Consider the following 12,992-nt stretch of genomic DNA (forward strand, 5'->3'; position numbering starts at 1 on the left):
TTTATCTTCTTCTATCTCTTATTTCTTTTATATAATCTTCTAATGCTTTTACATCCGAAAGAAATTCCGCTGAATCAGGCATTTCCTCAATTAAAATTCCTGCTGTATCATGTCCCGTGAAATATGTTGAACATTTGCTCATGTTCGAATCCACAAGACTATAATCTGCAGCAGTTAAATCAATTACTTTTGAGAGTCTTTGTGTTTGGATTGCTCTACCAAATCTTTGAATTGCTCCGTTCAAGAAAACTTCTTCTATAAATCGTTCCCAAGTTTCCCTTAGCTTTCCATATAGAGTTTTTGCTCTTTCCTTATAAGCCTCTTCTGTTTCTGTCCTTTCTATTTTATCAAGTTGTTGGTGTGCACTTTTTAAAATACCAATTCTCTTTCCTACAGATAATGCGTCCCAAGGTGGATTTTTAGCAATAATCCCTGTTTCTTTTTTCTTTCTTGTCAGACTTGTAATTTCCAAATCAGAATCTAGCTCATCTGAATGCTCTTGAATTAACAATAGAAAAGTAATGTCGTGAGTGAAAACAATTACCTGTCTGCTCTTAGATTCCTCTACTATTCTTTTAGATATTTTATATCTCCACTTGTGGTCAAGTGATGAAACTGGGTCATCAAAAATCGCAGCACTTTTGTTCTCAGATATTGATAATTCAGAAAGAAATGTTGCTAAGGAAATGCATCTATGTTCACCTTCGCTTAAAACGTCCTTTAATGCAATATTTGTTGCGTTTTCTTCTTCTAGCTTTAAAAAGTGATACTGCTTTCCTCTTTCCCCTTTTGTTTCTGTCTCAATTTTGATATTCTTAAAACCAAGTTTGTTTAACTCAACTCTGAAACTATCTTTAAGACTTTGAGTAATATACTTTGTCGTTAGTTCATTGCTGAGAGTCGTAACAGAATGAGTTTTACATTTGCTAACGCACTTATTAAGCAATTTTATTTTTTTCTGTCTGTATATTTCACGACCCAATTTCGGTTTGGCATCATAAATCTTTTTCTCACCGTTTAGTTGATTCAGTGCTGCAATGAGTGGTTTTAAATCTTCTTCAATTGATTGGATTTCTAGTCTTTTATTCTCCTCTATTAAATTAGCTACAATATCGATTATAGCTGTCTTAGGTGTGTTCTCAACGTCAATAGACTCAATTGTTTCAACAAGGTTTCTTGAATTGAATAGACGAACTAGATAATTTCTTTGTTTAGTTAATAAATCTAGATACTCCTTTTGCTTTTGAATGAAGTCACTTGTTATCTCATTTAATTCACTAGTTGTGGGCTCCTGCTCAACAACGGAAAAATCCAATCCATTAAGGTTGTAGATTGCTAAAGAATACTTTTCTAAGGCCTCATCATAAGTTCTTTGAATATCATTTTTTATAAATTCTTCAAAGAGGGTGAAACGTTGTTTTGCTTCTTCTCCTAAATCTTGTAAGCACAGAGGACAATTGCTGTCATCATTAGTTTCGGGAAAACTCTCGTTTCCTGTACTTTCATTAAAGAATTTTCGAGCACTTTCCCAAAGAACCTTCCAAGAATTGTTTCCTACACCTTTTATGGGTAATTCAGAAAATGCTTCCTCCGAAGATTTCTTAAGAGCCTCACTAGTTTCGACATAATAATTCAAAATTGTCTTTAAATCAATTAAAACCTGACCTGATAAAGCGTTTTCAAGAACTTGTAATTTGTTTTTTAAAATTTGAAACCTCTTTATTTTTTCAATATTGTCTTTAAGATTTTTATTTGGGTCAGTTGATTTTAACTTATCAATTTTTTTAATCAGTTCTTCTACTTTATAGGCTTTACTTGAATCCCAAATTGATTCGGCTCTTAATTCATCGAGGGTTGTGTATTGATTTAAATTTTCAAGAAAAGTCTTAGCAGTTGTGCCTTCTACTACCTCTAAGAAAGAATAATCAAACTTTGCCAAAGCTGGGCTTGATAACTCTGCATTTATTTCATTTTCAATTCTTTTTAGGTAGAGCGCAAATTTTTCAACTATGGATAGACCTTGTGGTATGAATGCAATTTCATCTTCTCCTTCTATATAGTGATTTGCACTAAAGGTGTCGAAAACATCAACACTTTTGAGGGTCGAGTCATTTATTTCACCATTTAAAAAATTGACAGTTTTAAAACTCGTTCCATCGATTGTATATTCTATTTCTGCTTTTTTATCGTTCCTAAAAATAGTTGGGTCATATAAATTTCCATTTATTGTTGGTTTATGACCTCTCGTATTGCAAGTATGTTTTAATACGCTAACATAACTTGATTTTCCCGCTCCATTATCTCCATATACTAAGGTCAAACCACCTGGGGCAAACTCTAATACACTCGTTTGAGAAAGAGCACTTATGTTCTCAACGTTGGATATTTTTGATAGGATAATATCCTCATTGTTAATAGCTCTATCGGCAAACTCCCTTAATTCATCAAAATCTATTGTATCAAATTGAATATCTGACAATCCAAAGTCAGCCTTGCAGATTTCTTTAATTTCCACAATGTCAGCATCCGAAAGTTGATTATTCCTGATTAATCGATCAATTGCAACCTGCCAAAATTCGGGCCTGTTTTCTACCCAATCAATTATGTCGTTTAGTATTGGCATTGTTTCTATGTTTCTCGGGTAGTCTTTTTTAATAAAGCATTACATCCATAAAACCCTATTCAAATCATCAGTATAGAGTATATCTTTATTATAGGAGGTTATTTTTTTATTAACTAAACTAACACTTTTGAATACTTTATCCAAGGGGCTTTTAATTAATCTCTAAAAATGCTGCAATCAAGATTTTAAATCATCAGATGTTTATCTACACTTTTCATTGATCTTTTTACTTATAAGGCATACGCAGGTTTTCGTCATCTTCATATCCACAGTTATTTTTAAGAATAATGATTATTTTCAGGGACATTATTTATTTTCAAAAATAATTAGCAGAATAAAAGAAGTTCTCAATTTGGAAAGCAGTTAAAAACAAATTCAAAAGAGAATAAAAACTTTAGAAGACAAACTATTCATATTAGTCAGACAAGAGCATCAAGACATTTTAACGCTTCTGAGGCTAGTTATAGTTAGGGATTACTAGATAAATCTATTATAAAATAGCATCATTATCTGTTTCAAAACGTATAAATACAAATTCATACAAGTTATCGCAGCTTTAAAGCGTGTTTAAACGTATTAATTTGCTTTTAAATGGGTTAAAGTGCTCTTAAGCTAGTATTCTTTCAGCAAAAGCAATCCCATATTAGAATGTAGACGAAAAACGATACAAAGGCGAGACTTCTTATGTTGCTCTGCCAAGTCAAAACTCACCTCTACTCTACCATTTATAAATTGAAGAGTTATAAGTGGATTTAGTAAAGACAATAGGGGTTTTATAGGCTAAGTATTCACTATATTTAAGAAGGTGGTAGAAATTACTTATACAAGGAATGGAAGATGAGTTACTTAGTTAAGAAAAGTAAGAGTGTTTTTCTCTAACTCAATTAATGAGTTTTATTGATAAATTTTTTTTCTTTAAACTCAGTTATTATAACTGAGTTTCTTGCTCTTTTTGGCTTTCTAATAATGCCATATAGATAATCGCTATAGTGAACGATAACCCTATAACTAGCACAATATTCATCAACTTTTTATTTTGGACTTGAAGAGTCTCTAACTTTTCAAATCTAGAAAAATCTAAATTGGCATCAAGAGGTCGAATTTTGTTTAAATCAATTTTATTCACTTTTAATTATTTTATAATTATTAATGTCTGTCTGATAATATTTAAAGCCATATACTTCATAAACTATGTTGCCTTCTTCTGTTTTATAAGCTGTAGTATATAAATTAAATAAAAAACCAGCACCGCTTAAATATTCTTTATGAACTATGCTTTTTTTCTCATCGTTTACTAGCTTCCAAAGGATATCGTAGTTTTTAGCCAATTTTTTGTTTACTACGGAAGTATACTTCCTCTTCTCATGACTTTTGTTATTGTTATGCGCTATGCGATAACTAGAGTTAACATAAATCTGATTTCTACGCTTTGGTATAAATTCCTCACCACTATAAGGGCATATTCGTTTTTTATATTTTGTTTCCATAGTAATCATATTTAGAAAACAAAAATATAAAATATAATTTACATGATTGTAATCTTTTAAATATTTTATTTACCTTTGAGTAAAATATTAATCATGAATGATGAATTTCATATTGAGTTTGGTAAACTCTTGTTTCACAAAAATATCCTCCCAAAAGATTTGAACATCTCCTCAAGACAGGTTTCTTATTGGAAGTCCAAAAACCTTCTTCCTAATTTAGAGTATAACCAACACGGCAAAATGAATGTCTTGGAGGCCACCTGGATGTCGATCATCAAAGAGTTATCTGATATAGGAATTAAAACTCAAAAATTAGAGCAATTATCAATAGATGTTTGGGTCAAACCAAGACATGAAAAATATGCCGATAGGGTCCTAAAAGACAATATTAATTTTAAAAGAAGTAAACTCTCTGAAGGAGGAAAAAACACCTTGAGAGAAAACCTGAAAGATGAAATGTTGATGAATACATTAAGAGGTGAAATCACACCTTTTACTGACTTAATTAAATCATGCTTGATTCATAAAGAACAACCTCATGCCTTCATTTATATACCAGAGACAAATGAACATAAGTGTTTATTGGGTGACTCTAAGCTTTTGGAAAAGTTACATGCTCTTTATTCTAATAAAACACTTATATCAATTCCAATTTTCAATAAAGTAGGCAAGATGCTGAGCATTGATTTAAAGTCAAATGAAAAGGATCTAGAGTACTTATCCAGCATTGAAAATCAAATTCGAAACATTGTGATCTTTAAGCGTCCCAAAGTAGTTGAAATCGCTTTTGATGATAATCACATCAAACCTAGGACGATTACAGAGAAACATATAAAACACGAAGAACTTGCCGATTACTTTATGAAAAATAAGATACCTAAAGGGACAAAGCTTTTAATCGATGTAAGATCGCAAGACAATTATAAATTAACCTTAATCACTAAATGATGATGACAACTTATGTACAACATATTCGGTCCTTGAAACCTCAACCCGATTTTTACCTATCTCGCTATGGGCCGAAAATCAATTCAAGACAAAAAGGATAATCAAATTCTCACCCCTAAAGAATTTGAAAATATTCTTGGTGAAGACTACACCTCTTTAAATGATGAGCAAAAAAATGATATCGCTATACACTTATATCAGTTTACCAAACTATTTGTTGAATCCTTAAACTAAAATACCGATGAGTAATAAAAGAAAATTAAACATATCAGATTTCTATAATCAATCTGTATGGTGTTATACCAGAGTATCTTCAAAAGAACAATTTTTAAAGAATGGAAGTATCGAAACTCAAGTAAAAAGGATTAAAGCCTTTGCAAATGAGAATGGCCTGAGGATAACTAGGGAGTTTGATGCAGAGTTTGAAAGCTCTAAGCGTATAAACACACAAAAAACTTTAAATGAGCTTATAAAGGCCGTTAAGACTACGGCAAAGAGTCAGCGTCCAAAAGTAATATTAATTTGGTCGCCTAGCAGATTTGGTCGTGCAGGCTCAGAACATATAGAATTGTTTGTAAGCTTAAGGCGTAAGTATGGTGTTTATCTATTTGCTGTAAGCAGCAGCCATAACACGTTTACAGATAGAGACGAAAATGAGTTTTCAACTCAGCTCTTATATGCACAAAAAGAAAATTTTAGCCGTCAAGATGTTATCATACCAGGAATGATAAACGCTTTAGAAAATAAGACCTTTCTAAGTAGGGCTCCACGTGGCTACGATCATTACGGCCCCCGTGTATCTGTCCCAGCAAAGGTCCAAGCTAAACAGGAGATGAAAATTAATAAAGATGGCCTTCTCATTAAAGAAGCTTTTAAACTGAAACTTTATGAAGGGTATACCGATAAAGAGATACAAACTTACTTAGCTGAAAATGATCTTCATATCCCAAAATCAAGTCTGAATGTCATGTGGTTAAACCCCTTCTATGCTGGCTACTTTAAGAATAGCTTAATTCCTGATACAGAAATAGAAGGTCACTGGGAACCACTCATATCTAGGAAAGAGTTTAAAATACTAAATCATAAATTAAAATATTCTTCCCAAAATGGTATTCCCAAAATAAGCGGAAAGACGGAAACTCCGTTGACTCCAAAATTTTTGATTTGCTCCGACTGTAATTGTAATATGACCTCCTACTTAAATAAGGCTAGACAAATCTATTACTACAAGTGTTCTGACTGTAATAAGACAGTAAATGCTAACACAAGAGCTCAATCGAAAAGCCCTGGAATCCATGAACAATTTTTGGACTACTTAAACTCTCTAAAATTATCAAAACAACTGATAGAATTATTTTCACTACAGCTAGAAAAGTACTTGGATATACAAACCTTAGATTCTAGTAGTAAAAAGAGATTGATAAGTATAGATATAAATAAGCTCCAAGAACAATACGATAGTATGGAATATAGATTTGCTATTGGTGAAATTAATAAGCCAATTTTTCAAAAACACAGTCTCAAAATAAAAGAGTCGATAGAGCAAAAAACTCTCATGCTTGACAGCATACCAACAAAAAAGTCGAACAACAAAAAAGTTATTAAAAAATTCATCGAAATGGCTGAAAAGCCGGGTGAATACTACAAGAGGTTGGATCTTAGACAAAAGAGAAAACTACAGGGTATCATGTTTCCTGAAGGTTTACAATTTTCGACTAAAAATAAAGAATGTCGAACATCAAAAATGAACTTACTTTTCGAATTAACAAACTCTTTATCAGTGCTTTACAGCTCTAAAAACGAAGAGACTCAAGTGCAATTTGCGCTTGAGTCTCACTTAGTAGCGGGGACTGGACTCGAACCAGTGACCTTCGGGTTATGAGCCCGACGAGCTACCTGCTGCTCTACCCCGCGATATATGTTTGAAAATTGTTTTTCTCTGTATCGGACTGCAAATATAAAACAAATAATAAGTCCAACAATATAAAATGTGAAATATTATTGCTCTATATCTTCCGCTCTAAATTCTTGAAGTTCTTCGCCTTCAAAACGAGGAGTAACCTCAATAGGATTACAACAGACTTCACAATCTTCTACGTAGGTTTGTTGACGTATAGACGGGTCTAAAAGCATGCTTATGTCTTCCCAGCAATAAGGGCATTGAAAGTGATGTTCGAACATTAAAATTCTATATTTAAAAGTTGACCTGTAAGTTGTAAAAGCTCAAGCTCGGCTAATTTTGCATCATACTTATCCAGATTTTTACTGGTCTGGGCATTAAGCAAGTTCACCTGAGCCTGCCGTAACTCTACAGAGGTAATCTGCCCTAGTTTATACTGTTCACTAGAGCGCTCAAAATTATTCTTGGCTGTTGATATATTTTTTGTTTGCAAATCTAAAACTTCAAGTCGGTTTTGGTAATTTCCTCTGGCATTAAAAATATCTCGGGTCACCTCTTTCTTAATCTGCTCCTTGGCGAGTTGCTGATTGTCGTATTGTATTTTGGCGTTTTTCGTAGTGGTAATCCCACGGCCTCCGTCAAAAAGATCCCATCTAAGACTTACTCCTCCAGAAACACCAGTCGTGGTACTTGATGTGGCAAAACTCGTCACTGGAAAGTTACCTTCATTCCAACCATATGAGCCTGTCAACCCAATAGAAGGCAAAAATACAGCTTTACTAGCTTTGTAGTCGTAATCACTAATAATTATATTCTTTTCTGCCTGAAGTAGGCTAACGTTATTGGCATCTGCACTATTGACATAATTCTCCAATTGAATTTGGCTAGTGAAATCGACTAGGGTATCCACTTCAAAATTTCGATCCAAATTAGTATTAATAACCACATTTAAATCACGCTTTGCATTTTCTAATAGCTGCCGTGTATTTAATAAATTGATGCTGTCGTTCACCATATCTACCTCAGCATTAAACACATCTAACTTATTCACTTGACCGTATTCAAAGCTGTATTCTGCACGCTTTAACCGCTGTTGAGTATTCCCATAGGTCTGTTTCAATACCTGTTCATTTTCAGTAAGACGGGCAACTTCGTAATAAACGGTAAATAGCTGGAGAAGAGTAATTTCTATGGTTTCACGCGCTTGTAAAGAAGATAAATTATACTCCTCTTTGAGACTTTTATAATTCCAGAATCGCCCTAATCCATCAAATAACACGTAGTTAAAATTAACAGAAGCATTGTAACGTGTGGTTTCAGCACCTACTATAGAATTGCTCTCTCCGTCCCGAAAGGTCACATCTTGATCGTCTTTCGTATAGTTAGCTCCCGCATTTCCAGTAAGGGAAGGAAGATATCCCGAATTGAGGATATCCTGATTATTATCTGCTATTTCCACCTGATTTTCAGCGAATTGAATGCCAAAATTATTGGCCAACATTTGAGTGACTGCTTCTTGTTTGCTCAACACCTCCTGCGCGTTAGAAGGACTGTACATGCCAAACACTATAAAAAACGCAAGTAGGCTCTTATAAAATACTCTCATACGGCTTATTTGTCTAGATATTGAAGTTGGTTTTTCTCTTGTTCTGCCTTGCTTTTGGCCTCATCGATTTCTTCTTGGCGCTGTATCTCTTCATTTTGCTCTTTTATAGCCCGTTCAACAGACTCTTTATTAACATGTTCGCCGGTCACCAACCATTTGTATTTTGTCTTTGCTGAATTTGTTATTGAAAGCAATAGTGGCAAAAATAATAAGGTGAGAAAAGTTGCAATAAAAATACCATAGGCTATGGATATAGCCATTGGTTTAAGAAACTGAGCCTGTCTACTGCGTTCTAATAGCAGTGGTGCAATCCCGGCTATCGTTGTGAGCGAGGTTAAAAATATAGCTCTAAACCTAGACTTACCTGCCTCGATAAGTGCATTATCGAAAGACATCCCTTCCCGAAGATAGGCATTGAATTTCCCTATAAGAACTAGCCCATCGTTCACCATAATACCCACCAGAGCAATAACTCCAAGAAGCGATAATATATTGACTGGGAATCCATGCAAATAATGCCCCCAGGCTACTCCAATAATACTAAACGGGATAAGCAGCATGAGAAGTAGAGGTTGACTGTAACTTCTAAAGGTAAAGGCAATTACTGCATAGATGAGAAATAGAACCACAGGTAACACTTTCTTGGCCGAATCCGTCAACTTATCTGCTTCTCGGTTTTGGCCTTCGTAAGAGACAGAAACACTAGGATATTTTGATAAAATACTTGGTAAAATATTATCATCGATATTGGCAATAGCATCTGTAGCACTGGCATTGGGATCTTCCATATCCGCTTCTACCCGTATCTCCCGCAATCCATCCAAATGACTTATCGATTCTGTTCCCCTTTGGATCGTATAGCTAGCAATTTCTCCAAAAGGAACACGATCTCCAGTAGGCGTTACAATACGCATATCGTCCAAATCATTTATAGACTCCCTATTTTCACGATCGTATCTTACCCAAACTTTAATTTCATCCTGACCTCTTTGAAAGCGCTGGGCCTGTAGCCCAAAAAAACCAGCTCTTACTTGACTCATCACTTCACCTAAACTCAGTCCGAGGGCGTAAGCTTCGTCTTTGAGATCTATTGATATTTCTTTGATCCCCAAAGGGTCGGTGTCGGTCACATCCTTAAGCGAAGAACTGTCTTCTAAAACTGCTGTCAACTCTTCCTTGGCTCGTTCTAGCTCATTCAAATTATTTCCTAAGAGCGAAACCGAAACGGGCTTGCCTCCAAAGTTTCCTCCAGAACCAAAGGTAAGGCGTTCTACTCCATAGACTTCTCCTACTTCTTCCCTGATGGCATTGGTGATTTCTGGAGATCCAAAATCACGCTCTTCACCTGGCAAAAGATTAACACGCAGAGAAGCTTTGTTGTTCCCAGGGCCTACTCGCCTAACGATATTACGTACCACTTGCTTATTGCCAGATTGGCGAGCAGAAAAGTCTTCATTTACTCTCATGGCTGCATCTTCAACCATAGAGATTATACTGTCTGTTTTCTTAGGGTTAGTCCCTTCAGGCATCAACAGATCTATACTTACTCGATCACTCGCGATACTAGGAAATAAGGTCACTTTTACAACACCTCCCTTAATAGAACCAATAGTCAAAATAAGCATAGCTGTTATAATAGCAAAGCTGATGAATCGGTTTTTGACTGTAAACCTCACCACAGGCTCATAAAACTTATCTCTCAAAAAGACCATCACTCGGTCACCGTAAACATTCAGTCCTCTCAACTTTTTAAAGAAACGATCAAGACCGCTTTTCTTAGTTTTATCAGCTTCATTATCCCTTACCAAAGCTTTGGAGTGGGCAATGTGAGCCGGCAAAATGATTAAAGCTTCAATTAATGAGACTACCAAGGTTAAAATAACCACTATACTCACTTCACCAAAAAACTTACCGATACGGCTGTCCAAAAACAAAAAGGTAGAAAAGGCCAATACGGTGGTGATAATCGCTGAGATAATCGGGGGGAGCACCTCCATAGTTCCATCGATGGCCGCCTGAACAGGCTTTTTCCCCATTTCGTAGTGCTGGTAGATATTTTCTGAAATTACTATTCCATCATCAACTAAGATTCCGATCACGATAATCATTCCAAAAAGAGACAAGACGTTGATAGTCACTCCAAAGGCACTAGCAAAAATAAACATACCCAAAAACGAAATCGGTAAACCAAAGGCCACCCAAAAAGCCAAACGTGTATTTAGAAAAAGGGATAAAAACACCAAAACCAAAAGTATACCCACGGTTCCATTTTCAATCAACAAATCGGTACGCTGACTTAAAGTAATGCTCCGGTCGTCTTCCACGATAATTTCAATGGTATCGTTTTTCTCGTTAAACTCCTTGACGTATTGCCTCACTTTTTCTGCTGCAGCCATCAGATCCTCGTTGTTGGTCGTTGAAATATTGACACTTACCGCTACTCTCCCATTGATATAAGACGCATTGGGAGTTTCCGAAAATCGATCACGGATAGTCGCCACATCCCTTAGAGTCACTAGTGTCCCGTCCGGTTGAGATTTCACCACCAAATTATTTAATTCCTTACCATAATAAGACCGATTATCAGCCCGAATAAGAAAGTCCTCTGCTTCTGTTTTTATACTTCCGCCAGTAGTCAAAATATTAGCTCTAGATACGGCTTCAGCAACTTCAGCGAAGGTGAGGTTATAGGCCAATAAATTATTTTCATCTACAGCGATTTCAATTTCTTCTTCAGGATACCCTTCGATTTCAATTTGCGAGAGTCCGTCCATAGCTCGTAGATCATATTCCATTTGCCTCGCAATCTGCTTCAGAGTGGCAAGATCTACATCTTCACCACTTACAAAATAATCGAAGGTTTCACGAATGTTTTCTTGTTTCGCCACCACCAAAGGTTCCATACCCGAGGGGAAATTGGGCACACGATCTACTGCATTTTTAACTTCGGTCAACATGACATCAATATCCTCATCGGTCTCGATTTCAACCGTGATGCTTCCTCCATTTTCACGGGAAGTTGAAGTCACCCGTTCTACACCAACCAGTCCTTTTAAATTGTCCTCAATCTTGAGAACAATACCCTCCTCAATCTCTTCAGGAGCAGCCCCCGGATAAGTCACGTTTATAGTGATGATTTCCGACTCAATCAAAGGAAAGTAGGACGATTGTAAGCTAAACATCCCGACAACACCAAAAATCACGAAAGCTAAGATCATGACATTCACAGCCACATGGTACTTTATAAAATAAGAGATTATTTTTCTCATTGGTTAACCGCTTCTAGGCTTGTATTAGATTCGCTTTTGCTTAGACTATCGCCAACAACTTTAACCAGCATGCCTTTATAAGCCCCTGAAATTTGCTTCGCTAAAATAACTTCTCCGTCAGGAATTCCTTTCACCACGACGTGTTTGTCTGAAAAGTAGATGGGTTGCACCTTAATAGTGCTTAAAATAGTATCCTTTACTACAAACATCTCATCGCTATCGTTTACTAAACTGCGATCTAAAGCGATAGCATTCTCTACTTTTTTCGCTTCAATATCAGCTTTTAAATACATGCCTTCTTTTAAAGAAGAGCCTCTGACTTCAATAAACACGCTTACAGTTTGAGTCGACTGTTCTATACTAGCATTAATTCGACTCACTGTACCGGTATAGCTTTGTGTTTTCTTGTTGTTGCTTAATGAAACTGATTCCCCTTCCTGTAAGAGGTCGGCATACTCTTTAGCAATTGCTACTTGGAGCTCGTAGACTTCAGGATCGATATATTCACCCAACTTTTGCCCACTTCGTATAAGAGTACCCTCAGTCACAAGAGCCTCGATCAGTACCCCGTTAAAAGGCGCCGTAATTTTGTATTTCACCAAGCGCTCTTCTAAATTTTTAACATTATAGTAGGCTGTATTGATACCTCTACCATAAATAAAAAACCGCTCTTTATCCGTTTTAGACTCAGGAAGTGGTAGGACCGCTTTATCAATGTTAAAGCGGTTGAGATAGTTAAGCCACTTTGGATGGACCTCAGGGAAGTCCAGTCTCAAATCGGGCATGATAGCTGTGATTTGATTATACAAATCGCTCTTGGCAGATTGTACCGAAGCTCGGTATTCTAATGCATCCATTTTGATCAAAACTTGACCTTTTTTATACCTCTGTCCAGCCCTAAAGGGCTTTGCACTAAATTTAAAGACCCCTTGCACCTCAGCATAAAGCTCTACCCTATGTTTAGCTATAAGATTCCCGTTGGCGGGAATAAGGATTGGAACCGTAGAGTTATGAACGGTCTCTACAAATACAGTTTTGACAGTTTTTCGGATTTTTGTTTCTGGAGGTTCTTTGCTATCGATGATAAACTTGGCTCCAAAAATAGCTCCAACCAATAAAACAACCCCAAGGACGAATAATATAATTTTTCTCATAGTAC

10 protein-coding genes and 1 tRNA gene are annotated in these 12,992 nt (G+C 35.8%); 3 read left to right on the plus strand and 8 right to left on the minus strand.

Annotated features, from left to right (window positions below; all coding sequences use genetic code 11):
* Position 1 precedes the first annotated feature (1 nt).
* The 3 genes from P700755_RS04445 to P700755_RS04455 form a co-directional block, all read right to left on the minus strand.
* Complete coding sequence (locus tag P700755_RS04445) at positions 2 to 2,623, minus strand: AAA family ATPase (protein WP_015023542.1); 2,622 nt, start codon at positions 2,621 to 2,623, stop codon at positions 2 to 4.
* 928 nt (positions 2,624 to 3,551) lie between these two features.
* Positions 3,552 to 3,749, minus strand: a complete 198-nt coding sequence (locus P700755_RS04450) for a hypothetical protein (RefSeq protein WP_015023543.1) — start codon at positions 3,747 to 3,749, stop codon at positions 3,552 to 3,554.
* Positions 3,742 to 4,110: a hypothetical protein gene (locus tag P700755_RS04455; protein ID WP_015023544.1), complete on the minus strand. Its 369-nt coding sequence runs from the start codon at positions 4,108 to 4,110 to the stop codon at positions 3,742 to 3,744. Before P700755_RS04455 ends, P700755_RS04450 begins: the two co-directional genes overlap by 8 nt.
* Positions 4,111 to 4,185: 75 nt before the next feature.
* Between P700755_RS04455 and P700755_RS04460 the strand changes: the two genes are divergently transcribed.
* From P700755_RS04460 to P700755_RS21195, 3 genes are all read left to right on the plus strand, one after another.
* Positions 4,186 to 5,058 carry a hypothetical protein gene (locus tag P700755_RS04460; RefSeq protein WP_169314462.1) on the plus strand — a complete coding sequence of 291 codons (873 nt, stop codon included), beginning with the start codon at positions 4,186 to 4,188 and terminating at the stop codon, positions 5,056 to 5,058.
* A 66-nt stretch (positions 5,059 to 5,124) separates the two neighbouring features.
* The gene (locus P700755_RS19810; RefSeq protein ID WP_015023546.1) at positions 5,125 to 5,292 is read left to right on the plus strand and encodes a hypothetical protein; all 168 of its coding nucleotides are present in this window, start codon (positions 5,125 to 5,127) and stop codon (positions 5,290 to 5,292) included.
* 7 nt (positions 5,293 to 5,299) lie between these two features.
* Positions 5,300 to 6,940 (plus strand): recombinase family protein, encoded by a 1,641-nt coding sequence (locus tag P700755_RS21195; RefSeq protein WP_015023547.1) that lies wholly within the window; start codon positions 5,300 to 5,302, stop codon positions 6,938 to 6,940.
* Here P700755_RS21195 and P700755_RS04465 read toward each other — a convergent pair.
* The 5 genes from P700755_RS04465 to P700755_RS04485 all read right to left on the minus strand — a co-directional run bounded on the left by P700755_RS04465 (position 6,900) and on the right by P700755_RS04485 (position 12,987).
* Positions 6,900 to 6,972 (minus strand) — tRNA-Met (locus tag P700755_RS04465). The genes P700755_RS21195 and P700755_RS04465 overlap by 41 nt on opposite strands.
* Positions 6,973 to 7,056: 84 nt before the next feature.
* Positions 7,057 to 7,239, minus strand: a complete 183-nt coding sequence (locus P700755_RS04470) for a CPXCG motif-containing cysteine-rich protein (protein ID WP_015023548.1) — start codon at positions 7,237 to 7,239, stop codon at positions 7,057 to 7,059.
* Positions 7,239 to 8,564, minus strand: a complete 1,326-nt coding sequence (locus P700755_RS04475) for a TolC family protein (protein WP_015023549.1) — start codon at positions 8,562 to 8,564, stop codon at positions 7,239 to 7,241. The genes P700755_RS04470 and P700755_RS04475 overlap by 1 nt, the downstream gene beginning before the upstream one ends.
* Before the next feature lie 5 nt (positions 8,565 to 8,569).
* Positions 8,570 to 11,833, minus strand: coding sequence for an efflux RND transporter permease subunit (locus P700755_RS04480; protein ID WP_015023550.1), 3,264 nt, complete (start codon positions 11,831 to 11,833; stop codon positions 8,570 to 8,572).
* The gene (locus P700755_RS04485; protein ID WP_015023551.1) at positions 11,830 to 12,987 is read right to left on the minus strand and encodes an efflux RND transporter periplasmic adaptor subunit; all 1,158 of its coding nucleotides are present in this window, start codon (positions 12,985 to 12,987) and stop codon (positions 11,830 to 11,832) included. Before P700755_RS04485 ends, P700755_RS04480 begins: the two co-directional genes overlap by 4 nt.
* Positions 12,988 to 12,992: the final 5 nt, after the last annotated feature.

The organism is Psychroflexus torquis ATCC 700755, from assembly GCF_000153485.2.
GTDB classification, from domain to species: domain Bacteria; phylum Bacteroidota; class Bacteroidia; order Flavobacteriales; family Flavobacteriaceae; genus Psychroflexus; species Psychroflexus torquis.

Bases quoted from the DNA above. Each gene is read 5' to 3' on its own strand.
- P700755_RS04470 (WP_015023548.1), bottom strand. From the start codon at position 7,239: ATGTTCGAACATCACTTTCAATGCCCTTATTGCTGGGAAGACATAAGC.
- P700755_RS04455 (WP_015023544.1), bottom strand. From the start codon at position 4,110: ATGGAAACAAAATATAAAAAACGAATATGCCCTTATAGTGGTGAGGAA.
- P700755_RS19810 (WP_015023546.1), top strand. From the start codon at position 5,125: ATGGGCCGAAAATCAATTCAAGACAAAAAGGATAATCAAATTCTCACC.
- P700755_RS04480 (WP_015023550.1), bottom strand. From the start codon at position 11,833: ATGAGAAAAATAATCTCTTATTTTATAAAGTACCATGTGGCTGTGAAT.
- P700755_RS04475 (WP_015023549.1), bottom strand. From the start codon at position 8,564: ATGAGAGTATTTTATAAGAGCCTACTTGCGTTTTTTATAGTGTTTGGC.
- P700755_RS04485 (WP_015023551.1), bottom strand. From the start codon at position 12,987: ATGAGAAAAATTATATTATTCGTCCTTGGGGTTGTTTTATTGGTTGGA.
- P700755_RS21195 (WP_015023547.1), top strand. From the start codon at position 5,300: ATGAGTAATAAAAGAAAATTAAACATATCAGATTTCTATAATCAATCT.
- P700755_RS04445 (WP_015023542.1), bottom strand. From the start codon at position 2,623: ATGCCAATACTAAACGACATAATTGATTGGGTAGAAAACAGGCCCGAA.